This window comes from Mycolicibacillus trivialis, assembly GCF_002102395.1.
In the GTDB taxonomy this organism is placed as follows: Bacteria; Actinomycetota; Actinomycetes; order Mycobacteriales; family Mycobacteriaceae; genus Mycobacterium; species Mycobacterium triviale.
The window spans coordinates 230,305-250,327 of record NZ_LQPZ01000008.1 but is presented as its reverse complement, the minus strand read 5'-3'; the positions used below and the strand labels follow the sequence as shown (position 1 = coordinate 250,327).

Sequence of the window (20,023 nt, the reverse complement as noted above, 5' to 3'; positions counted from 1 at the left end):
CGCACCGTGCGCTGACCTGTTGGGCCATCCAAGTAAGACCCAGGGCCGGCGCGGTCTCGTGGGTTAGCTGCCGCTGCTCACACCGGCGACGGTGAAGGTGCCGAGCCGGTCGGGGCGCACGACGGCCTGCCCGATGCGCCATTGGGCGACGAGGCCGACATCGCGGTACTCGAAATACCGATGTTCGGAGGTCTCAACTTCGACCGGACCGACTGCGCTGACGACGGCGCGTGAGTCGAGCACCAGGCCCTGCCCGGCGGGCATCGCGGGGGTGACGACCAGCGGGATACCGAGGAGCATCGGCACGGCGTCGTTGGTTCCGGCGCCGACCAAGCTGACGTTGCTGTCGCTGGCGGTCTTGAACTGGCGCAGTGCAGCCCATCCGAGCGGGTCGAGCACGATGTGGCTCGGCTGGGCACCGTTGGCCTGCACCTCGGCGACGATGTCGATGAGCTCATCGAGGTCACCGGAGACGGTGCCACCACCAACGAGGTTGCTGGCGTTGAGGACGCCGGCTGCCGGGTTGGTCGCAGGGCTGACCGGTGCGGCCTGGGCCAGGAACGCCTTATCGGCTTTCTTCACCAGGGCGCGACCGACCGACTGCGCCAGCTGTTCAGCGGTCCCCGCCTGGTAGTACTGCGACCGCGACACCCGGATGAGCTGGGACACGGCGCCGGTGAACACCTGCACCTCGTTGAGGCTCGGCTCGGCCTCGGGGATCTCGGAGCCTTCGGCGACGAACACGGCTTCGTCGTCGTCGATGTAGGCCACGCGCAGGCTGGGGGCATCCCCGTCGATGACACCGGAGACCGTGGAGCACTGCAGAATCAGCGCTTCGGGGATGATGTCGGCGGCGTGGAACGTCGAAACGTCAGGGCGCCACGGGAAGGCACTGTTGGTGGTTTTGGCGGTGAAAGCCATGAGGGTTGCTCAATTCTGCGGCACAGCAGGCCGCGACGAAACGGGTGGGGAATGTTTCGCGGCGGGCCGTACAGCCGGTGCCGAGATGCCCTCTACGGGGCGGACGGTGCCCGGTGGCCGCGCCCTACAGCGGGTCAACCGAGCACCGTCCATTCTACCGTTGTCAGCCGACAACACCGTGCCTCTTCGGGGCGAACGCCTTAGCGAACTGCTCGGCGGCGTTGGATGGCGCGACGGTCGGGCGTACACCGGCGCCGGGGACGGGTGCACCGCCGCGTCCGACCGGGGTCACCCCGAGCTCGTCGCGGGCCCGCTCGATGGCCGCGGTAACCGCCTCGGCGTCCACGGTGCCCTCGTCGGTGACCAGCTCGGCCAGCTCCACTCCGGTGGCCCAGACGGCGGTCGGTTTGATGCCCGCCGCGGTCACCTGGGCGTCAATCTGCTGGCGCTGTAGCGCTTCCACCTGCTCGCGCAGGGCGTCGCGTTCGGCCTCGGCGGCCTGGGCGCGTTTCCGCAGTTTCGCGGCCTGCCGGTCATCGCCGGAGCCGTCGTTGTGGCTGTCCGGTTCGTCCTGGGCGGCCCGTTCATCCGGTTCAGCAGGTGTTGTGTCCTCGGCGGGCTCGGTGCCGTCCTGGGCGGTTTGGGGTGTGTCGGTGGTGGTCATTTCGTGGTTCCTCCCATGTTGTCGATGAGTTCCTGTACTTGCCGCTCGGACAGGAGCATCAGGGCGGCCAGGTCGTGGTGCAGCGCCGTGGTCTGTTCGCGGCCCAGCAGCACCCGCAGGTTGCCGATGACACCGGGCAGGGTCATCTGCAGGCCGATGGCGAGCTGGGTGCCGTCATCGCTGGGACTGAGGGTCACCGCAAGGTGTTCGGCGGTAGTGGTCACCATGTCGTCGGGTGCTGGGGTTTGTTCGACGTTGGCGCGGTAGGTGGTCACGGGTGTTCTCCTGTCACTTCGGGGTGGGTGAGTTGTCTGACTGCTGTGATGTGCGGGCAGGCCGGGGTGCCGCAGTCGCACGTCCAGCCGTTGCGGGGCCGCCACCGCACGACGTTGTGGCCGGCGTGTGCGACGACGAACGGATGACGGGCGTGGACGCTGGCGACACGCAGGAACTGGACTCTCATCGCGTCTCCCGATTGCGGCGCTCCCAATACCGGCGGCGTGCACGGATGCGATTGCAGGCGCGGCACTGGCGGTGCTGGCCACCGTCGCGGTCGACCCATCGAAATGTGTTCAGCTCATCGAATGGGTGCCCGCGCAGGCAGCGGACGGCGCGTGCGTGATGCCATGCGATTCCGCGGGGCTTACCGCGGGTCACCGGATGCCGCCTCGGGTGCGTTCGATGCGGGCAGCGATACATGCGGGACACCGCCAGGTGTGCGACGCGCCGAGGGGTTGCCGGCAGTCACGGCAGCGCCGTGGGGTCGCGGTCGCGGGGGTCACTGGTCCACCGCCTGCCCGGTCAGCAACGCCACCAGGTCGGCCAGTGTCATTGACACCCACTGCTGCATGGGGTCACCGACTCCACGGCGCTTATGGACGACCACGCCGACGAGCGCGTCATCGTTCCCGGCCTCTAGTTGCGCTTCTCGCGTCCATTCAGGCAGTCGCAGGGTTGCGGTGTCCTTGCACTCGATGACGACGCGCTGGCCGTGAACACGGACGCCGCTGATGTCGCCCCTGTCCTTGCTGCCGTTGCGGGCTCGGCGCTCGATGCGGTCATCGTCAAGGGCCAGGCGTAGGGCGGCGGCGATGAGTCCCTCGAAGCGGGTGCCGGCGGTTTTCGCGCTGCGTCTGTTGCGGGTCACCGGGGTGTCTCCTGGTCGTCGGTTTGGTCTTTGTTCTCTCCACCGGTTCCCACCGGTTCCCATCGGTTCCCGCCCGATTCCGGAACCGGTTCCCGGTTCCCGGTTCCCTTAAGAGGGGGAACCGGGGAACCGGTACCGGATGGACCGGAGTCGGTTCCCGGCGTGGGAACCGCAACCAAGTACGTAATTCGGCCTTCTCGAATTTGATCCCCATTCAAGGCCAAACACCGCGCCCGTGACCGTGTCCCCCCTATAAGGGGGGGGACACGGGGACACGGACACGCTTTGAGAGTGTTTTCGTGTCCTGGGACACGGGGGACACGCTTAGGGACACGCAGGTCAGAGGGGACACGGCTAGGGACACGGCACCCTGAGTAGGCGTGTCCCAAACGCGGGGACACGGTCACTTCTCGCCACCCCTCTCGGAGAAGGGCTTTAAGAGCTGATGCGGCGTCTTGCTTGTGACATATCCCCCGGCAATCAGATGGGACAAGGCGAGCCGAATAGTGACCGCTTTCCCCTTCACAACATCGCAGAGAACACGCTGGGATAGGCCGGCTGAGTGCCTCCCTAATTCATCAGCGACTCGACGCATCATGTGCGTCGGTGGCGCTTCGGTGCCTGAATGTTCCTCTGGCGCGCGAACTAGCGCCTCGGTGTGTCCCTCGGCCATCGTCGCGTCGAGGACGAGGTCGGCAAACCAGAACATCCCGCCTCCCCCCGGAAGGGCATGGCGACGCAGCTGCCCGGGGCGGTCCTTGGCGATCCGCACCGTCGATACGCCTTCGACACCAATCCCGAACGGACGCCGATTGTCGAGCACATATGCCGCGCCGTCGAGCCCGTTCAGTTTGTGAACCGCGCCGATGGAGTAGCGGCCCCGCGACTCGGTCGACTTGGTTACATGGTCGAGGCTGACTGTCGCCGCACCGGATTGTGCGAGGCGTCGAGGGACCATGCGCCCGAACGTTGCGGCGTCGGCGTTGTCGGACGGGTTCAGCCCGTGCAACACCATTGCCTCGGTAACCCCGTCTAGAACGGCCAGGGACGGCCCGTAGCGGGCCAGGGTGGCATCGAGGTCGATGGTGTTGGCCGGGGTGTTGAGTGGCGATTCTGGCCGGACATAGTGGAAGTACTCGCGGATGCGGTCCGGGTTGGTCCCCAAGGCGAGTAGCCGCCCCACTACGGGGCCGCGGTCGTCTTCGAAGTCGAGGTAGACGACGTGTCGGTCCCGGCTGAGTTCGTCGCGCGCGGCGGTCAGCACGAACCAGGTTTTGCCGGCTTCTGATTCGCTCGCAACGGTGTGTTGTTTGCCTGGGTAGAACAGTCCGACCCCGTCATCGCGCCGGCCAACGGTGGGCTCGGCGGGTTTCCAGGTGCCGTCGAGAACGTCGGTCAGATCAGCAGGAAGCCAGGTGCGAAACTGCGTCACGCCGTGACACAGTTGGTCTTCCGGCTCGGGAAGCGGCGCGTCCGCCCATTGAGCCTCGAAGTCTTCCAAGGAGGTCATTTCGCAACCCCCTGCCGCTCGATGCGCGCACCGCTTCTTCGGGCGTCGGTGCGCTGCCGAATCTCTCGGGCAACCTGCGACCAGTCCACCGAGGCGCTAACGGCGTGACTCGCCTCGGCGCGGGCCTCCTGCGCGGTCTCAACCCGCAGAATGTGGTGCTGGGCGGCGTCAAGCACCGCGGCCCACTTCGCAGGGTCGGTGTCCGCAAGTAGCTGCCATGCGACGGTGCCGGCCATTGGGAACTCGCGGCCGGCTATCCACCGCTCGGCCCATTCGTGGACGGCCCAGAAACTCACCTGACGCGATTCGAGGGCGCTCATGCGTTCACCCCCGCCCGCCGGCGGCACGTCGGGCCGCGGTGGTGAGCAACCGACACCGGATCCGCCAGCCAGCGTTTGCAGTCCAGGCACCGGCACGCGAGGCGGTACCCGCGGTCAGCAGCCAGGGCCAGCAGCTCGGCGTCGGCGCGGTCCGCGGCGGTCGGGGCGGTGTGACCGTCCTGACGGCGACCTCGGCTAGACTGGGTAATAGGGTGAGCGGCGGTCCCGGTGGCGACATCGGGGCCGCCGACTTTTTTCGGGGGGCCTCCCCGCGGCGGTGCGGTCATCAGGCACCACCCCGCATCACGCGATTGACAGCAGTCTCACCGGTCGGGTCGGCATAAGCGATGACCCGGGCGAGCTCCGGGTGACCAACGACCGACCGACGCTGCGCCGGAGTCAGATTCGCCTCGTTCGTCAGGAACTCATGGAATGTCATCCCGTGCTGGTCCGCAGCCCTGCCGAACCGGCGAACGATACGAGCGACCTTCGACGGTCCGATTTCCACGTCGGCGTCGGCCAACGCTTTATGCGCCGCCGTGACCATCAGGTTGAGATTCTGGCCGGTGAGGTTCGTTCCACCGGCGGAGCGGGTTGCGACTAACTGCACGGCGCACCACCTCGCACCGGGCGCAGCAGCTCGGCAAGGCGGGTCCGCTGCTCATCGGTCAGCGGGGGACGCTGGGCCAGCACCCGCTCGATGTAGTCGGCGGTCTTCGCTTCGAGCAAGCCGCGGCGGGCTTCGACGGTTTGGGGTGCGTCGGGTCCGTGAGTGCGGGATTGGACAGCGACATTGGAGCGGGCTTTGGCGACCTGGGGGGCCGGTCTCGCGGCCATTGGTACCTCCGGAAGGGCAGCAGAATATGCCCCTCCCTTAGGAGGTTCGAGTCAGTGACTCAGTACGCAGAGTACCAACTATGAACGACAAGTGGTAGGTGCAACGGGCCGCCGCATGTCAGCGCAGACGGTTTGCCCACTGCCGCAACACGACCTGACCCCATCCGACCGCATGGGCTTGGTCTAGCGTCCGCTCGATGTCATCCCAGCGGCGCGGAAGATTGAACCCGCACTGCTCACAGGTGAACGTGTCGTTTGCGCGGCGAGCGTCAGCATCGAACGGGGGCGCCGGATTATCGTCGGCATCGAGCCAGTCCCGGCGTGCGTGCCGCGGCCCGTTCTCGCCCGCAGCACTGTAGATGGGTGCCCATGTGCGGGTGCCGTCCACGTCGACGAGTCGCCGATAGTTCTGAATCACTTGCGGCCGGTGCCGGGTGGCCGCACCGTCGTCTCCGGTGCCGTCGCAGTAGACACCGACGATTACCCAACCGGTCGCATCTTTGTCAATCATCGCCACTCCACCTTCACCCGCTCGGGCTTGAACTCTTTGCCGCCCTTGCCTACCGGGCTCACGACGACGTGCATCAGCACGTCCATGACAGCGCGCAGCCGGTCGGGTGAGAGCTCATTCACGGCGGCAGCAACATCAGGTGTCCCCAACGGCAGGCCATCGAACACACGCAGCCGCTCGGCGTCGTGCTGGCGGCGCTCGATAGCGGCAAGTTTGTCCGTGATGCGGTCGGTGGCGCGTCGGGCCTGGGCGCCGGTCAGCAGGCCATCGGCGCGCTCATCGGCAATCTCATCGAGGCGGGCCAGCAGTGTCGATTTCTCGATACGCAGTGCCTCGGCCTCGGCGGTATCGTGCTGCTCGGCGCGCAGCAGGTCGGCGGCGTCGGGGGCCTCCAGGGTGCCGGCAATCAGCCGGTAGACCATCGGCTCGATGTGTTTGGCGCGCACCGAATTGCCGCGACAGCCTTTGCACGCATAGGTGATTTCGTGGGAGACCTGCCCCGGGTGTGACTCTTTCGCCTGTCCAGCTTTCGGGCGTCCAGGCTTGCCGCCGGTCGGTTGCATCACCCACTGCCCGGAAAGGTGATGCCCGCATTTGCCGCAGGTCAACATGCCGGTGAGCAGGTGCTTGCGGACGGACTTCTTTCCCGGCTTGCGCCCCGGCGCGGTCAGCACGGCTTGCGCTGCCCGCCAGGTGTCCTCGTCGACCAGCGGGGGCCAGGTGCCGGCGCCGATGATTTCCCCGCCGTAGGTCCGCAACGCGGCGTTGCGGGGAGCCCGCAGAAACAGGCTCACCGTCGAGGCGGTCCACGGTTTCCCGGTCAGCCCGTAGGCGCCGGCGTCATTGAACAGCCGTGCGACCTCGTTCAGCGATGAGCCAGCCAGAATGGCCGCATATGCCTGCTTCACCAACGGCGCCGTAACCGGGTCGGGCTGATGGGTGTCACTGAAGTACCCGAACGCCCGCTTCCACTCCGGCAGGCCACGCTCGGCGCGCTGCCGGCCAGCGGCAACCATCCGCACCCTCATCTGCTCGATTTCATGCGCCGCCACGTTGCCCTTCAACCGGGCTATCAGCCGGCCTTGCGGGTTGGACAGGTCAACATCTCCGGACACCGTTGCCAGGGCCAGGCGGTGCTCATCGGCCAGGGCCATGAACTTCTCTAGCTCGATGGGGCGGCGGTGCAGGCGGTCCAGATCCCATGCCACCACCGCGCCGATACTGCCGTCGCGGATGGCGGCCAGCATCTTCTCGTAGGCCGGTCGCGGCTTGCCGCTGGCGGCGCTCACGTCGTTGTCGCAGAACTCGACCGGGGTCCAGCCTTTCTCGGCGCACAACTTCTCGCAGTCGGCGCGCTGGCGGGCCACGCCGAGCTTCTGGCCTGCGCGGTCGGCAGAAATTCGGAGATACATGGCCGCGGTCACCATCATGGGTGTAGTGTACGTCAGACAATCGCTAATGGGAAACGCAGAGCAGCTTCAGGTTTGACGGATGCGTCGGGCCGAGCGGCCAGGGCACGGTGTGGTCGATCTGGCATACCGCCGCCGGCTGGTCGCAATCCGGGAACCGGCAGGTGAGGTCGCGGCACCGGATGAACTCAGCCAGCGCTGTCGACGGCCGATAACCGCGTTCGGGGCACGCCGGCGGCAGCAGCAAGGGTTTGGTCTTGGCGGTCTGGGCCAGTTGGCGCAGCATCGCCGGTGGCACCGGGCCGAACCCGGGAAGATAGCCCGGCGCATCCGCCTCGCCGCTGACGGCGGCCTGTTCCGCCAGCACATGGATGACGATCTCGGTGCCGTGACTACGGCGGGCTGCAGCACAGTCCGGTGAGCCGCAGAGGCAGCGCATCGCGTCGAGGCCTGCGACCAGCGCCCCCAACGCGTCGGCGCGGCGCTGCTTTTTGGTACGCGGGTCGTCGGGACAGACGGTGCCGGCCAGCGCGTCCAGGCGGCTGTCGAGGGCGACCCCGTCGGCCCCGTGCAGCTGCGCCCAGACACCGGCCAGGCCGGAGCCGATCGGCTCGATGGACACGTAGCGGTCCTCGTTCCGCTCGCCCGGCACGCGGGTGCCGGCCGGGTCGAACCGGGCCACCCACATGTCGATGCGTTCGGCCAGCTTGGGCGCGGAGAGGCGCATCCACCGGCCGGCGTGCGCCGCGATCGCCTTGTCCAATTTGGCGACCACGGCCGGGTCGTAGACCAGCTCGGTGCGGTTCACCACGGCGGCCATCACCCGAAAATCGACATCCCCGCGGGCGAAAACCTCGGCGAAACGCGGCAGCCGCTCCCGCAGGGCGATCGCATACTGCAGCCGCCGGTGGGCGCGACCCCGGCTGATCCGCAGCGCAGCGGAGAGTTCCGCGACCAGTTCCGCGTGACCGTCGAGAGCCCACAGCTCCTTGTCGGTCTGGCTCTCGGGGGCGCGGCGGGCGTACAGCTCGCCCATGGCGGCCATCTCCCGGGCGCACATGACGTTCTGCTGGCGTGCCGCCGCGCTCATGATGTCGACCACCGCGGCGTCATCGCGACCGGTGAAACCGGCCGTGGTCTGCGACGACGCTGATGTATCGAACATGTGTTCGATTATAGCGCGCTCCACCGACACGGGGTGGGCCCGATCGCCCTGTTTACAGCGGGCCGCCCAGCGGGTTGAGTGGATCGTAGCTGCGTCGCACGCGATGCCGGGCAGTGCGAAGTCGGCGCCACCGGCGTCTGAGCGTTGAAGGGTCCGCGCCGATGGACATCGCCACACTGGAGACACACCGCCGCCGCGCTGCGACCGATTCCGGAACGATCAGCTATCTGGATGTGGGCCAGGGCCGACCAGCGGTGTTCATCCACGGGATCCTCACCAACAGCCTGCTGTGGCGACACGTGCTGAGCGGAACCGCCGGCGACCGGCGGCGCTGCATCGCGTTAGACCTCCCCGGCCATGGGCACTCGCCTGCCGCTGCCCCGGATTCGGACGTGTCCCTGACCGGGCTGGCCCGCCGCGTCGTCGAACTCTGCGACCATCTTGGCCTGGATCGATTCGATCTCGTGGCCAACGACACCGGTGGCGCCGTCGCGCAGATCGTCGCCGCCACCGCCAGCGAAAGGTTGTCAACCTTCACGTTGACCAATGGCGACACCGAGGGCAACACCCCACCATTGCTGTTCACACCGGTCGCGCTCGCCGCCCGACTGGGTTTGCTAACAAGGCTGGGGCCGCGCATCACCGATAGTCGCCGGCTCATGCTGGCCGGTCTGACGGCGGGTTACCCGCACCCGGGCCGGCTACCCAAAGAGGTGGTCGACGCCTACTATTGCCCGGTTTTCGGGACGACGGAAGCCGCGCGGTCTTTTTCGCGCCTGGTGTCGGCCCTCTCCAACGACGACCTCGTGGCGGTGCGACCGCAGTTGGCCCGCCTGACCGTGCCCACCCTGCTCGTCTGGGGCACCGGCGACATCTTCTTCCCGGTCAAGTGGGCCCGACGCCTGCAGCGCCTGATCCCCGGTGTCACGGGAGTCGCCACGCTGGACGGTGCGCGGATGCACTTCCCGGACTACCGTGCCGATGAGTTTCTGCCGCTGCTCCTTCGCCACTGGACCGAACACACCGAGTGAGGGGCGCCGGCCGGTTGCGGCGCCTCGCCCGTCGCCCTCCCCTACTCCGGGCCCAGCAACTCATCCGCGTCGAAGCAGCTGTGATCCCCGGTGTGGCACGCCCCGCCCACCTGGTCGACCACCAGCAACACCGCGTCGCCGTCGCAGTCCAGCCGCACCGAGTGCACGTGCTGGGTGTGTCCGGAGGTGGCGCCCTTGACCCACTGCTCGCCACGCGAGCGGGAGAAATAGGTCGCCTCCCGGGTCGCCAGCGTGCGGGCCAGCGCGGCATCGTCCATCCAGGCCACCATCAGCACGTCGCCGGTGCCGCGCTCGGTCACCACCGCGGTGAACAGCCCGTCGGCGTTGCGTTTGAGCCGGGCGGCGATACCCGGATCCAGCTCGGTCATCGCACCAGGATCCCGTCGGCGGCCATCGCGGCCTTCACCTGCGGGATGGTCAGCTCCCCGAAGTGGAAGACACTGGCGGCCAGCACCGCGTCCGCACCGGCGCGCACCGCGGGAGCGAAGTGCTCCACGGCGCCCGCGCCGCCGCTGGCGATCACCGGAACCCGCACCGACGCGCGGACCGCGGCCAGCATCGGCAGGTCGAAGCCCGCCTTGGTGCCGTCGGCGTCCATCGAGTTCAGCAGGATCTCCCCCACCCCGAGTTCCGCACCGCGCACCGCCCACTCGATCGCGTCGATGCCGGTGCCGCGCCGCCCGCCGTGGGTGGTGACCTCCCAGCCCGACGCGGTCGGCTCGCCGCCCTCGGGCACGGTGCGCGCATCGACCGACAACATGATGCACTGCGACCCGAACTGCCGGGACAGTTCCGCCAGCAGTTCGGGGCGGGCGATGGCAGCGGTGTTCACCGAGACCTTGTCCGCCCCGGCCCGCAGCAGCGCGTCCACGTCGGCGACGCTGCGCACCCCGCCGCCGACGGTCAGCGGGATGAACACCTGCTCGGCGGTGTGGCGGACCACGTCGAGCATGGTGGCCCGCCCGGAGGACGACGCGGTGACGTCCAGGAAGGTCAGCTCGTCGGCGCCCTCCGCGTCGTAACGCGCGGCGAGTTCGACCGGGTCGCCGGCGTCGCGCAGGTTGGCGAAGTTGACGCCCTTGACCACCCGGCCGTCGTCGACGTCCAGGCACGGGATCACCCGAACGGCGACGTCGTTGGCGGTACTCATCTCAGTAGTCCTCCGGTGTTCCGGTGCGGTGCAGGATGTCCAGGATCTGTTCGTGCACACCGGGTGCGGCGGCCAGCGCCGAGCGCGACGTGGCGGTCCACGACGCTCCGGCCAGGTCGGTGACGACGCCGCCGGCGGCGCGCACCAGCGCGACCCCGGCCGCGTGGTCCCAGATGTGATCGCCGAAACTGATCGCCCCGCCGAGGATCCCGTCGGCCACGTAGGCGAGGTCGATACCGGTGGCGCCGTGCATGCGGGGCCGAGAGGTGACCCGGCTGAGGTTCTCCAGGATGGCCAGCCGGTAGCGGCCCGGGAACCGGCCGCGCCAGTCGACGTTGAAGGTGCCGATCCCGACGATCGCGTCGGACAGTGCGCCGTTGGTCAGCGCCGGACGTTCAACGCCGTTGTCGCGCAGCGGCCCACCGGTCACCGCGGTGTAGCGCTGACCGGTGAACGGCAGCCAGGTCAGTCCGGCCACCGGTTCACCGTCGTGCAGCAGCCCGAGCAGGATGCCCGCCATCGGCGAGCCCGCGGCGTAGTTGAAGGTCCCGTCGATCGGGTCGAGCACCCACACCAGCGGCGCATCGATGGGCGTGCCGCCGAATTCCTCGCCGTGCACCCCGATTCCGGTCGCCGCGGTGAGCGCGTCGGTCACCTGGCGTTCGATGGCCAGGTCCACCTCGGTGGCGAAGTCGTTGCCGTTCTTGCGGATCGCGGAGTCCGCGCGGTGCCCGGCCAGGAACGGTTCGCTCGCGTCGTCGAGGATGCGCGACGCCTCGGTCACCAGGGCGTTGAGTTGGGCGGTGTCGGGCGCCACCGGGGTCTACTCCCGCACCGCTAACAGGGCTTGCGGCAGGGTGAACCGGCCCGCGTAGAGCGCCTTGCCGACGATCGCGCCCTCCACCCCGGATTCCGTGAGTTCGGCGATCGCCCGCAGGTCGTCGAGGCTGGACACCCCGCCGGAGGCGATCACCGGCGCGTCGGTGCATTCGGCGACGTTGCGCAGCAGATCCAGGTTCGGTCCCTCCAGGGTGCCGTCCTTGGTGACGTCGGTGACCACGAAACGCGAACAGCCCTCGCTGTCCAGGCGTTCGAGCACCGGCCACAGCTCCCCGCCGTCGCTCTCCCAGCCGCGGCCGCGCAGCCGGTGCTCACCGTCCGGATTGCCGCGGTCGATCTGCACGTCGAGCCCGACCGCGATCCGGTCGCCGTGCTCGGCCAGCACCCGCGAGCACCACTGCGGGTTCTCCAGCGCGGCGGTTCCCAGATTGATCCGGGCACAGCCGGTGGCCAGCGCCGCGGCCAGCGAGTCGTCGTCGCGGATGCCGCCGGAGAGCTCGACCTTGACGTCGAGGCGGCCGACGACCTCGGCCAGCAGCTCGCGGTTGGAGCCGCGCCCGAACGCGGCGTCCAGGTCGACCAGGTGGATCCACTCGGCGCCATCGCGTTGCCAGCCCAGCGCGGCCTCCAGCGCCGAACCGTATTCGGTCTCGCTGCCGGCCTTGCCCTGCACCAGCCGCACGGCACGGCCGTCGACCACATCGACCGCGGGAAGAAGAATGAGCGCCACGGGAACCGACCCTAACTCACAGCCCGCCGACCCAGTTGCGCAGCAGCCGCGCACCGGCGTCGCCGCTCTTCTCCGGGTGGAACTGGGTGGCGGCCAACGGCCCGTCCTCCACCGCGGCCACGAACCGGGTGTGGTGGGTGGTCCAGCTCACCCGTGCGTCGGGCGCGCCGGTCCAGGTCTGGGCGGCGTAGGAGTGCACGAAGTAGAACCGGGTGCCCGCCGCGATGCCGTGCAGCAGTGTGCTGCCGGCGGCGGCGTCGACGGTGTTCCAGCCCATGTGCGGGATGACCGGTGCGTCCAGCCGAGTCACCGAGCCGGGCCAGCGGCCGCAGCCGGCGGTCTCGACGCCGAACTCCACCCCGCGGGCGAACAGGATCTGCATGCCCACACAGACGCCCAGCACCGGGCGCCCGGCCGCGAGCCGGTCGGCGATGATCCGGTCCCCGCCGATGTCCAGCAGCCCGGCCATGCAGGCCGCGAACGCCCCGACGCCGGGCACCACCAGCCCGTCGGCGGCGCCGGCCGCCGCGGCGTCGGCGGTGACGCTGACCCGGGCACCGGCCCGTTCCAGGGCGCGTTGCGCCGAACGCAGGTTGCCCGACCCGTAGTCGAGCACCACCACCGACGGTCCGGTCGGACCGGTCACAGGGCGCCTTTGGTGGACGGCACGCCGCTGACCCGCGGGTCGGGCTCCACCGCCTGGCGCAGCGCCCGCGCCACCGCCTTGTACTGCGCCTCGGTGATGTGGTGCGGGTCGCGGCCGTAGAGCACCCGCACGTGCAGCGCGATGCGGGCGTTGTTGGCCAGCGTCTCGAACACGTGCCGGTTGATCACGGTGTGGTACGGCACCGCGCTGCCCGCGATCGTGGTGTGCAGCAGGTGTTCCGGCTCCCCGGTGTGCACGCAGTAGGGCCGGCCGGAGACGTCGACGACGGCGTGCGCCAGCGTCTCGTCCATCGGGATGAACGCGTCGCCGAACCGGCGGATCCCCCGCTTGTCCCCCAGCGCTTGTCCCAGCGCCTGGCCGAGCACGATCGCGGTGTCCTCGACGGTGTGGTGCGCCTCGATGTCGACGTCGCCGGTGGCGCGCACGGTCAGGTCGAAGCTGGCGTGGCTGCCCAGCGCGGTGAGCATGTGGTCGAAGAACGGGACCCCGGTGTCGACGTGCACGTCGCCGGTGCCGTCGAGGTCCAGTTCCACGGCGATCTCGGATTCGCGGGTGGCGCGTTCCACCCGGGCCCGACGGCGGTCGGTCGCGGCTGACTCGGTCACGAGGGCTCCTTCACGGTTGCGGCTGAGGTCAGGTCGGTGGCGGCCAGCTGACCGCTGGCGTCGAGCAGGGCGTCGTTCTCGGCGGCCAGCCCGATGGTGGCCCGCAGGTAGCCCGGAATCCCGACGTCGCGGATGAGGATGCCGGCGTCGAGGTAGCGCTGCCAGCTGGCCGGGGCGTCGCCGAAGGCGCCGAACAGCACGAAGTTGGCGTCGCTGGGGATCACCCGGAACCCCAACGCGGTCAGCGCGGCGCTCACCCGCTCCCGTTCGGCGATCAGGGTGGCCACGCTGCCCAGGGTGTCGTCGGCGTGCCGCAGCGCCGCGCGGGCGGCGGCCTGGGTCAGCGCCGAGAGGTGATAGGGCAGCCGCACCAGCAGCATCGCGTCGATCACGGCCGGGTCGGCCACCAGGTAGCCCAACCGCCCGCCGGCGAAGGCGAACGCCTTGCTCATGGTGCGGGTCACGATGAGCTTGGCCGGGTGGCGCTCGATGAGCGCGACCGCGCTGGGTGCGGCGGAGAACTCGCCGTAGGCCTCGTCGACGATGACGACCCCCGGTGCGGCGTCGAGCAGCCGGCCCAGCTCGGCGGCGGTCAGGCTCTGCCCGGACGGGTTGTTCGGGCTGGCGAGGAAGACCACGTCGGGGCGGCGTTGCTCGATCGCGGCGACGGCGACGTCGATGTCGATGCCGAAGTCGTCGGCCCGGCGCGCCTCCAGCCACTCGGTCTGGGTCGCGTCGGCGATGATCGGGTGCATCGAATACGACGGCACGAAACCGATCGCGCTGCGGCCCGGCCCGCCGAACGCCTGCAGCAACTGCTGCAGGATCTCGTTGGAGCCGTTGGCCGCCCAGATGTTCGCCGCCGTCAGTGCGACGCCGGTCTGCCCGGCCAGATACGCCGCCAGGTCGGTGCGCAGCGCCACCGCGTCGCGGTCCGGGTAGCGGTGCAGGTCGGCGGCCGCGGAGCGTACCGAGGCGGCGACGTCGTCGACCAGTGCCCGGCTCGGCGGGTGCGGGTTCTCGTTGGTGTTCAGCCGCACCGGAACGTCGAGTTGCGGTGCGCCGTACGGGGTTTTGCCCCGCAGGTCGTCGCGCAGCGGCAGATCGTCGAGCCCGACGCGCTGGCCGGTCATGGCTGGAACCTCCGTCGCACCGCCTCGCCGTGGGCGGGCAGGTCCTCGGCGGCGGCGAGGGCCAGCACCGCGCCACTGACCTCTTTGAGGGCGGCCTCGTCGTAGTCCACCACGTGGATGCCGCGCAGAAAGGTCTGTACCGACAGGCCGCTGGCGTAGCGGGCCGAACCGGCGGTGGGCAGCACATGGTTGGAGCCCGCGCAGTAGTCGCCCAACGAGACCGGGGCGTAGGGGCCGACGAAAATCGCTCCGGCCGAACGGATCCGGGCCGCGACGGCCGCGGCGTCGGCGGTCTGGATCTCCAGGTGCTCGGCGGCGTAGGCGTTGACCACCTCGACGCCTGCGTCCAGGTCGTCGACCAGCACGATCGCGGACTGGGGCCCGGTCAGCGCGGCGCTGACCCGCGCCGCGTGCACGGTCGTGCGCAGCTGCGCGTACATCTCGGCGTCCACCGCGTCGGCCAGCGCGGTGCTCGCGGTGACCAGCACCCCGGCGGCCATCTCGTCGTGCTCGCCCTGGCTGATCAGGTCGGCGGCCAGCAGCGCCGGGTCGGCGGTGGCGTCGGCCAGGATCGCGATCTCGGTGGGTCCGGCCTCGGCGTCGATGCCGACCCGCGAGCGGCACAGCCGCTTGGCGGCGGTGACGTAGATGTTGCCCGGGCCGGTGATCATGTCGACCGGCGCGAGTTCGGTGTCGTCGGTGTCGGTGCCGCCGTAGGCCAGCAGCGCCACCGCCTGCGCGCCGCCGACCGCCCACACCTCGGTCACCCCGAGCAGGGCGGCCGCGGCCAGCACCGTCGGGTGTGGCAGGCCGTCGAAGTCGGCCTGCGGCGGGCTGGCCACCACCAGGGATTCGACGCCGGCGAGCTGGGCGGGCACCACGTTCATCAGCACGCTGGACGGGTAGACCGCGGTCCCGCCGGGCACGTACAGGCCCACCCGCTGCACCGGCACCCAGCGTTCGGTGACGGTGGCGCCCGGCCCGAGCGTGGTGGTGACGTCGGGGCGGCGCTGGTCGGCGTGCACGGCGCGGGCCCGCTCGATCGCCAGCTCCAGCGCCGCGCGCACCGGCGGGTCGAGCCGGTCGAGCGCCTCGGTCAGAGCGGCGGCGGGCACCCGCACCGCAGCCGGGCGCACGCCGTCGAAGTCCGCCCCGAAGTCCAAGGCGGCGGCGGCCCCACGCTCGGCGACCGCCTCGACGATGGGCCGCACCCGGGGCAGCACCGCGTCGACGTCGACGCCGCCGCGGGGCAGCACGCCGCGCAGCCGGGCCTGCGACAGGCGCTGCCCGCGCAGGTCGACGCGGGCCATCTGGACGGGCGGCGGCGGGGATTCGGTCACGTCGACCATTGTCCCAGAGCAGCTCAATCGAGTTTTCGGCGCGGGGCGTGCGACCGGGCCCGGGGGTAGGGTGGGGCCACCGCCCGATCGTGAACGGAGTCGCCGTGGCCGCGAAGAACCTCCCGCAGAGCACCCCCGGAGTGCCGGTGCTGTTCCCGCCCTGGCTGGACCGGCTGCAGATGAAGTACATGAACCCGCTGGTGCGGCCGGTGGCGCGCTACCTGCCCGGCACCGCGGTCATCAAGCATCGTGGCCGCAAGTCCGGCAAGCCCTACGAGACGGTGGTCACCACCTACCGCAAGGGCGACCTGATGGCGATCGTCCTGGGCCATGGCAAGGCCGACTGGGTCAAGAACGTGCTGGCCGCCGGTGAGGCCGACGTCCAGCTGTTCCGCCGGGAACTGCACCTGACCAGCCCGCGGATCATCCCGGCCGGCGCCGCCGGTGAAGGGCTGCCGTGGGCGGTGCGGCTGCAGGGCCGCCGCGCGGCGGTGCTGGTCGCCGACATCGCCGGCTGAGCGGGCCCGTCCGCTTCACATGTCCAGGCCGATGTCGAGCACCCGCACCGAGTGGGTGAGCGCCCCCACGGCCAGGTAGTCGACGCCGGTCGCCGCGTATTCGGCGGCGGTGTCCAGCTCCAGCCCGCCGGAGGACTCCAGCAGCACCCCCGGTGCCCTGGTGTCGCGGCGCTGCACCGCGACCTGGGTCTGCCAGACCGGGAAATTGTCCAGCAGCACCAACTCGACCTCCTCGGCGAGCACCTCGTCGAGTTGTTCGAGGGAGTCCACCTCCACCTCGCAGGGCACGGTGGGGGCGGTCTCGCGGACGGCGCGCAGCGCGGCCACCACCGAACCGGCGGCCGCGACGTGGTTGTCCTTGATCAGCGCGGCGTCGCCGAGCCCCATCCGGTGGTTGACGCCGCCGCCGACCCGCACCGCGTACTTCTGCAGGGCGCGCAGCCCGGGCAGGGTCTTGCGGGTGTCGCGGATGCGGGCCTTGGTGCCGCTCACCGCGTCCACCCAGGCGGCGGTGGCGGTGGCCACCCCGGACAGGTGGCACACCAGGTTCAGCAGGGTGCGTTCGGCGGTGAGCAGCCCCAGGGTCAGCGCCTCCACGGTCAGCAGCGGCGCCCCGGCGTCCACCCGGGCGCCGTCCTCGATCCGGTCGACGATGCGGAAGCCCTCCGGGCCGAGCACCTCGTGCAGCACCACCAGCGCCAGATCCACCCCGGCGATCACCCCGGGGGCGCGGGTGACCAGCGAGGCCGTGGCCATCGCCCCCTCCTCCACGGTGGCCAGCGTGGTGATGTCCGGGCCGTAGCGCAGGTCCTCGTCGAGGGCGCGGCCGATGACGGCGCGGGCCTCGGCGAACTCGAGTTCGGTCAGCGCCATCACGCCACCGCCACCGTCGCCGCGGCGCCGACGGCCAGGCCGTGGGCCCGGATGTCGATGCTCACCGCCTGTGCGGGGTCCGGGTCGGGGTGGTCGCGGCGGTGGTGGCAGCCGCGGCTCTCGGTGCGCGCGGACGCCGCGGCCAGCACCGCGCGGGCGGCCAGGGTCAGCGCACTGTCCTCGACGTCGGCGCGGCTGCGCACCGGCCGGGTCTCGGCGGCGCCCAGCACGGCGGCGAGCCGGTCCAGGCCGGCGGCGTCGCGCACCACCGAGGCGTCCCGGGCCATCGCCTGCTGCAGTTCGGCGCGGGGCAGCACCGCGCGGTGCGGCGGCTCCAGCCAGACCGCGTGCGCCCCACCGGCGCCCCGGGCGTGCGCGGCGGCGGCGCGGCCGGCGCGCTCCCCGACCACCAGGCCCTCGAGCAGGCTGTTGGAGGCCAGCCGGTTGGCGCCGTGCATCCCGGTGCGGGCCACCTCGCCGGCGGCGAACAGGCCCGGCAGCGCCGTGCGCCCGGCCACGTCGGTGCGCACCCCGCCGCAGCTGTAGTGCGCCCCGGGCACCACCGGGATCGGCTGGCGGGCCGGGTCGACGCCGATGGCGCGGCAGGCGGCGGTCACGGTCGGGAACCGCTCGGCCACAGCGGGCAGGTGGCGGGCGTCGAGGTAGACGCACGGGGCGCCGGTGGCCGCCATCCGGGCGTCGATCGCGGCGGCCACCACGTCGCGCGGGGCCAGATCGCCCATCGGGTGCACGCCCGCGGTGACCGGGTCGCCGTGCGCGTCGACCAGCCGGGCGCCCTCGCCGCGGATCGCCTCGGTGACCAGCGGCCGGCGCGCACCGCCCGGCCCGCCGAACAGCATGGTGGGGTGGAACTGGATGAACTCCACATCGGAGACCGGCACCCCGGCGGTCAGCGCCAGGGCCAGGCCGTCGGCGGTGGCCACCGCCGGGTTGGTGGTGGCCCGGTAGAGCTGGCCGAGCCCGCCGGTGGCCAGGATGACCGACGGCGCCTCGATCACCCCGACGCCGTCGGCGGTGAGCACCTGCACGCCGGTGACGGCGGCGTCGTGCAGCACCTCCACCACCAGGTGCCCGGTGCGGATCTCCAGCCCGGCCGCCGCGGAATCCAGGGCGCGCTGCACCTCGGCGCCGGTGGCGTCACCGCCGGCGTGCACGATGCGGCGCCGGGAGTGCCCGCCCTCCCGGGTGAGCGACCAGCGGCCGGTGCCCGCGGTGTCGAAGCGGGCGCCGTCGGCGACCAGCGCGGCCACCGCGCGGTAGCCGTCGGCGACGATGGACCCCACCGCGTCGGGGTCGCACAGCCCGCCGCCGGCGGCCAGCGTGTCGGCGACGTGCGCGGCCACCGAGTCGTCGGTGTCGGGCACCACCACCGCGATGCCCCCCTGCGCGTAGCGGGTCGCGGTGGCCTCCCGGCCGGTGCCGGCCTTGGTCAGCACCACCACCCGGGCGCCGGCCCGGTGCGCGGCCAGTCCGGCCGCGAGCCCGGCCACCCCGGTGCCGACGACCGCGACGTCGACCCGCTGGCGCCAGGCCGGGCGCAGCGTCATTCGCCGCCGCCGGGCCGGCCGATCGCCACCATGCGCTGCACCGAGCCCAGGGCGGCCTCCCGGGTGACCGGGTCGACGTCGACCTCGTCGGCGCCCTCGAGCAGGCAGCGCAGCAGCGCCGCCGGGGTGATCATCTTCATGAACTTGCAGGACGCCTTCTCGTTGACCGCCCGGAAGTCCACGTCGGGGGCGGCGTTGCGCAGCTGGTAGAGCATGCCGACCTCGGTGGCCACCAGGACCTGTTTGGCGCCGGTGGACCGGGCGGCGTCCAGCATGCCGCCGGTGGACAGGATCTTCACCCGCTCCTCGGGCACCGCGCCCTCCCCGGCCAGGTACAGCGCCGAGGTGGCGCAGCCGCACTCGGGGTGCACGAACAGCTCGGCGTCGGGGTTGTTGCGGGTCTGCTCGGTCAGCTCGTCACCGTTGATGCCGGCGTGCACGTGGCATTCGCCGGCCCACACGTGCATGTTCTCCCGGTTGGTGAGCCGGCGCACGTGCGCGCCGAGGAACTGGTCGGGGCAGAACAGCACCTCGCGGTCGGGGTCGATGGAGTTGACCACCTCCACCGCGTTGGACGAGGTGCAGCAGTAGTCGGTGAGGGCTTTGACCGCCGCGGTGGTGTTGACGTAGGAGACCACCACCGCCCCGGGGTGTTCGGCCTTCCATTCGGCCAGGTCCTCGGCGGTGATGGAGTCGGCCAGCGAGCAGCCCGCCCGCTGGTCGGGGATGAGCACGGTCTTGTCCGGGCTGAGGATCTTGGCGGTCTCGGCCATGAAGTGCACCCCGCAGAACACGATGGTGTCCTCGTCGGCGGCCGCCGCCGCGCGGGCCAGGGCCAGCGAGTCCCCCACGTGGTCGGCGATGTCCTGGATGGCCGGCAGCTGGTAGTTGTGCGCCAGGATCGTGGCGTTGCGGGCCTTCGCCAGCGCGCGGATCGCCTCGGCCCACTGTTGGTCGGGTTCGACGCCGCCGTAGCCGGTCGGGGTGTCGACGATCTGGGCCGCGAGGCGCTCGGCCGCGGTGACCGTCTCGGTGCGATTGAGGATCGTCATCGCCGTTCCTT

24 protein-coding genes are annotated in these 20,023 nt (G+C 70.8%); 2 read left to right on the top strand and 22 right to left on the bottom strand.

Features of this window, described 5'->3' with window-relative positions; all coding sequences use genetic code 11:
* Positions 1-63: 63 nt before the first annotated feature.
* The 11 genes from AWC30_RS02700 to AWC30_RS02655 form a co-directional block, all read right to left on the bottom strand.
* Positions 64-921, bottom strand: a complete 858-nt coding sequence (locus tag AWC30_RS02700) for a phage major capsid protein (protein WP_085108454.1) — start codon at positions 919-921, stop codon at positions 64-66.
* A 163-nt stretch (positions 922-1,084) separates the two neighbouring features.
* Complete coding sequence (locus tag AWC30_RS02695; RefSeq protein ID WP_085108451.1) at positions 1,085-1,585, bottom strand: hypothetical protein; 501 nt, start codon at positions 1,583-1,585, stop codon at positions 1,085-1,087.
* Positions 1,582-1,860, bottom strand: a complete 279-nt coding sequence (locus tag AWC30_RS02690; RefSeq protein ID WP_085108449.1) for a hypothetical protein — start codon at positions 1,858-1,860, stop codon at positions 1,582-1,584. Before AWC30_RS02690 ends, AWC30_RS02695 begins: the two co-directional genes overlap by 4 nt.
* A 503-nt stretch (positions 1,861-2,363) precedes the next feature.
* Positions 2,364-2,732: a hypothetical protein gene (locus AWC30_RS02685; RefSeq protein ID WP_085108447.1), complete on the bottom strand. Its 369-nt coding sequence runs from the start codon at positions 2,730-2,732 to the stop codon at positions 2,364-2,366.
* Between the two features lie 403 nt (positions 2,733-3,135).
* Positions 3,136-4,242 (bottom strand): AAA family ATPase, encoded by a 1,107-nt coding sequence (locus tag AWC30_RS02680; RefSeq protein WP_085108445.1) that lies wholly within the window; start codon positions 4,240-4,242, stop codon positions 3,136-3,138.
* On the bottom strand, positions 4,239-4,562 hold the full coding sequence (locus AWC30_RS02675; protein WP_085108443.1) for a DUF2742 domain-containing protein: 324 nt from the start codon (positions 4,560-4,562) through the stop codon (positions 4,239-4,241). Before AWC30_RS02675 ends, AWC30_RS02680 begins: the two co-directional genes overlap by 4 nt.
* Positions 4,563-4,848: 286 nt before the next feature.
* Positions 4,849-5,172: a hypothetical protein gene (locus tag AWC30_RS02670; protein WP_234807908.1), complete on the bottom strand. Its 324-nt coding sequence runs from the start codon at positions 5,170-5,172 to the stop codon at positions 4,849-4,851.
* Positions 5,163-5,399 (bottom strand): hypothetical protein, encoded by a 237-nt coding sequence (locus tag AWC30_RS02665; protein ID WP_085108439.1) that lies wholly within the window; start codon positions 5,397-5,399, stop codon positions 5,163-5,165. Before AWC30_RS02665 ends, AWC30_RS02670 begins: the two co-directional genes overlap by 10 nt.
* Before the next feature lie 118 nt (positions 5,400-5,517).
* Positions 5,518-5,910 carry a hypothetical protein gene (locus tag AWC30_RS17505; RefSeq protein ID WP_133053641.1) on the bottom strand — a complete coding sequence of 131 codons (393 nt, stop codon included), beginning with the start codon at positions 5,908-5,910 and terminating at the stop codon, positions 5,518-5,520.
* On the bottom strand, positions 5,907-7,340 hold the full coding sequence (locus AWC30_RS02660; RefSeq protein WP_085108438.1) for a recombinase family protein: 1,434 nt from the start codon (positions 7,338-7,340) through the stop codon (positions 5,907-5,909). Before AWC30_RS02660 ends, AWC30_RS17505 begins: the two co-directional genes overlap by 4 nt.
* Positions 7,341-7,365: 25 nt before the next feature.
* Complete coding sequence (locus AWC30_RS02655) at positions 7,366-8,484, bottom strand: HNH endonuclease signature motif containing protein (protein ID WP_085108436.1); 1,119 nt, start codon at positions 8,482-8,484, stop codon at positions 7,366-7,368.
* 161 nt (positions 8,485-8,645) lie between these two features.
* On the opposite strand from AWC30_RS02655, the gene AWC30_RS02650 reads away from it, so the two are divergent.
* Complete coding sequence (locus AWC30_RS02650; protein ID WP_085108434.1) at positions 8,646-9,515, top strand: alpha/beta fold hydrolase; 870 nt, start codon at positions 8,646-8,648, stop codon at positions 9,513-9,515.
* A 41-nt stretch (positions 9,516-9,556) separates the two neighbouring features.
* On the opposite strand, the gene hisI is transcribed toward AWC30_RS02650, so the two are convergent.
* From hisI to hisD, 8 genes are read right to left on the bottom strand one after another with little or no spacing between them, the layout of a single operon-like run.
* Positions 9,557-9,904 carry a phosphoribosyl-AMP cyclohydrolase gene (hisI, locus tag AWC30_RS02645; RefSeq protein ID WP_085108432.1) on the bottom strand — a complete coding sequence of 116 codons (348 nt, stop codon included), beginning with the start codon at positions 9,902-9,904 and terminating at the stop codon, positions 9,557-9,559.
* Positions 9,901-10,686 (bottom strand): imidazole glycerol phosphate synthase subunit HisF, encoded by a 786-nt coding sequence (gene hisF, locus AWC30_RS02640; protein WP_085108430.1) that lies wholly within the window; start codon positions 10,684-10,686, stop codon positions 9,901-9,903. Before hisF ends, hisI begins: the two co-directional genes overlap by 4 nt.
* Before the next feature lies 1 nt (position 10,687).
* Complete coding sequence (locus tag AWC30_RS02635; protein WP_085108428.1) at positions 10,688-11,503, bottom strand: inositol monophosphatase family protein; 816 nt, start codon at positions 11,501-11,503, stop codon at positions 10,688-10,690.
* Positions 11,504-11,509: 6 nt separating this feature from the next.
* Positions 11,510-12,256, bottom strand: coding sequence for a bifunctional 1-(5-phosphoribosyl)-5-((5-phosphoribosylamino)methylideneamino)imidazole-4-carboxamide isomerase/phosphoribosylanthranilate isomerase PriA (gene priA, locus AWC30_RS02630; protein WP_085108426.1), 747 nt, complete (start codon positions 12,254-12,256; stop codon positions 11,510-11,512).
* A gap of 16 nt (positions 12,257-12,272) precedes the next feature.
* Positions 12,273-12,902 (bottom strand): imidazole glycerol phosphate synthase subunit HisH, encoded by a 630-nt coding sequence (gene hisH / locus AWC30_RS02625; protein WP_165756415.1) that lies wholly within the window; start codon positions 12,900-12,902, stop codon positions 12,273-12,275.
* Positions 12,899-13,528: an imidazoleglycerol-phosphate dehydratase HisB gene (hisB, locus tag AWC30_RS02620; protein ID WP_085108424.1), complete on the bottom strand. Its 630-nt coding sequence runs from the start codon at positions 13,526-13,528 to the stop codon at positions 12,899-12,901. Before hisB ends, hisH begins: the two co-directional genes overlap by 4 nt.
* Positions 13,525-14,661: a histidinol-phosphate transaminase gene (locus AWC30_RS02615; protein ID WP_085108422.1), complete on the bottom strand. Its 1,137-nt coding sequence runs from the start codon at positions 14,659-14,661 to the stop codon at positions 13,525-13,527. The genes hisB and AWC30_RS02615 overlap by 4 nt, the downstream gene beginning before the upstream one ends.
* On the bottom strand, positions 14,658-16,010 hold the full coding sequence (gene hisD, locus AWC30_RS02610; protein ID WP_085108420.1) for a histidinol dehydrogenase: 1,353 nt from the start codon (positions 16,008-16,010) through the stop codon (positions 14,658-14,660). The genes AWC30_RS02615 and hisD overlap by 4 nt, the downstream gene beginning before the upstream one ends.
* Before the next feature lie 95 nt (positions 16,011-16,105).
* Here hisD and AWC30_RS02605 point away from each other — a divergent pair, with 95 nt between their 5' ends.
* Positions 16,106-16,519 (top strand): nitroreductase family deazaflavin-dependent oxidoreductase, encoded by a 414-nt coding sequence (locus tag AWC30_RS02605; protein WP_085108651.1) that lies wholly within the window; start codon positions 16,106-16,108, stop codon positions 16,517-16,519.
* Positions 16,520-16,534: 15 nt separating this feature from the next.
* On the opposite strand, the gene nadC is transcribed toward AWC30_RS02605, so the two are convergent.
* From nadC to nadA, 3 genes are read right to left on the bottom strand one after another with little or no spacing between them, the layout of a single operon-like run.
* Positions 16,535-17,392 carry a carboxylating nicotinate-nucleotide diphosphorylase gene (gene nadC, locus AWC30_RS02600; protein WP_085108418.1) on the bottom strand — a complete coding sequence of 286 codons (858 nt, stop codon included), beginning with the start codon at positions 17,390-17,392 and terminating at the stop codon, positions 16,535-16,537.
* Positions 17,392-18,960 carry an L-aspartate oxidase gene (locus AWC30_RS02595; protein WP_085108416.1) on the bottom strand — a complete coding sequence of 523 codons (1,569 nt, stop codon included), beginning with the start codon at positions 18,958-18,960 and terminating at the stop codon, positions 17,392-17,394. Before AWC30_RS02595 ends, nadC begins: the two co-directional genes overlap by 1 nt.
* A complete protein-coding gene (gene nadA / locus AWC30_RS02590) occupies positions 18,957-20,012 on the bottom strand; it encodes a quinolinate synthase NadA (protein ID WP_085108414.1) in 1,056 nt (351 codons plus the stop codon). Before nadA ends, AWC30_RS02595 begins: the two co-directional genes overlap by 4 nt.
* Between the last annotated feature and the right edge of the window lie 11 nt (positions 20,013-20,023).

Excerpts from the sequence above, each read along its gene's own strand:
- hisF (WP_085108430.1), bottom strand. The coding sequence starts at position 10,686 with ATGAGTACCGCCAACGACGTCGCCGTTCGGGTGATCCCGTGCCTGGAC.
- AWC30_RS02700 (WP_085108454.1), bottom strand. The coding sequence starts at position 921 with ATGGCTTTCACCGCCAAAACCACCAACAGTGCCTTCCCGTGGCGCCCT.
- AWC30_RS02660 (WP_085108438.1), bottom strand. The coding sequence starts at position 7,340 with ATGATGGTGACCGCGGCCATGTATCTCCGAATTTCTGCCGACCGCGCA.
- AWC30_RS02615 (WP_085108422.1), bottom strand. The coding sequence starts at position 14,661 with ATGACCGGCCAGCGCGTCGGGCTCGACGATCTGCCGCTGCGCGACGAC.
- AWC30_RS02695 (WP_085108451.1), bottom strand. The coding sequence starts at position 1,585 with ATGACCACCACCGACACACCCCAAACCGCCCAGGACGGCACCGAGCCC.
- AWC30_RS02675 (WP_085108443.1), bottom strand. The coding sequence starts at position 4,562 with ATGAGCGCCCTCGAATCGCGTCAGGTGAGTTTCTGGGCCGTCCACGAA.
- hisD (WP_085108420.1), bottom strand. The coding sequence starts at position 16,010 with ATGGTCGACGTGACCGAATCCCCGCCGCCGCCCGTCCAGATGGCCCGC.
- AWC30_RS02595 (WP_085108416.1), bottom strand. The coding sequence starts at position 18,960 with ATGACGCTGCGCCCGGCCTGGCGCCAGCGGGTCGACGTCGCGGTCGTC.
- AWC30_RS17505 (WP_133053641.1), bottom strand. The coding sequence starts at position 5,910 with ATGATTGACAAAGATGCGACCGGTTGGGTAATCGTCGGTGTCTACTGC.
- AWC30_RS02680 (WP_085108445.1), bottom strand. The coding sequence starts at position 4,242 with ATGACCTCCTTGGAAGACTTCGAGGCTCAATGGGCGGACGCGCCGCTT.
- AWC30_RS02650 (WP_085108434.1), top strand. The coding sequence starts at position 8,646 with ATGGACATCGCCACACTGGAGACACACCGCCGCCGCGCTGCGACCGAT.
- AWC30_RS02665 (WP_085108439.1), bottom strand. The coding sequence starts at position 5,399 with ATGGCCGCGAGACCGGCCCCCCAGGTCGCCAAAGCCCGCTCCAATGTC.
- AWC30_RS02655 (WP_085108436.1), bottom strand. The coding sequence starts at position 8,484 with ATGTTCGATACATCAGCGTCGTCGCAGACCACGGCCGGTTTCACCGGT.
- hisI (WP_085108432.1), bottom strand. The coding sequence starts at position 9,904 with ATGACCGAGCTGGATCCGGGTATCGCCGCCCGGCTCAAACGCAACGCC.
- nadC (WP_085108418.1), bottom strand. The coding sequence starts at position 17,392 with ATGGCGCTGACCGAACTCGAGTTCGCCGAGGCCCGCGCCGTCATCGGC.
- nadA (WP_085108414.1), bottom strand. The coding sequence starts at position 20,012 with ATGACGATCCTCAATCGCACCGAGACGGTCACCGCGGCCGAGCGCCTC.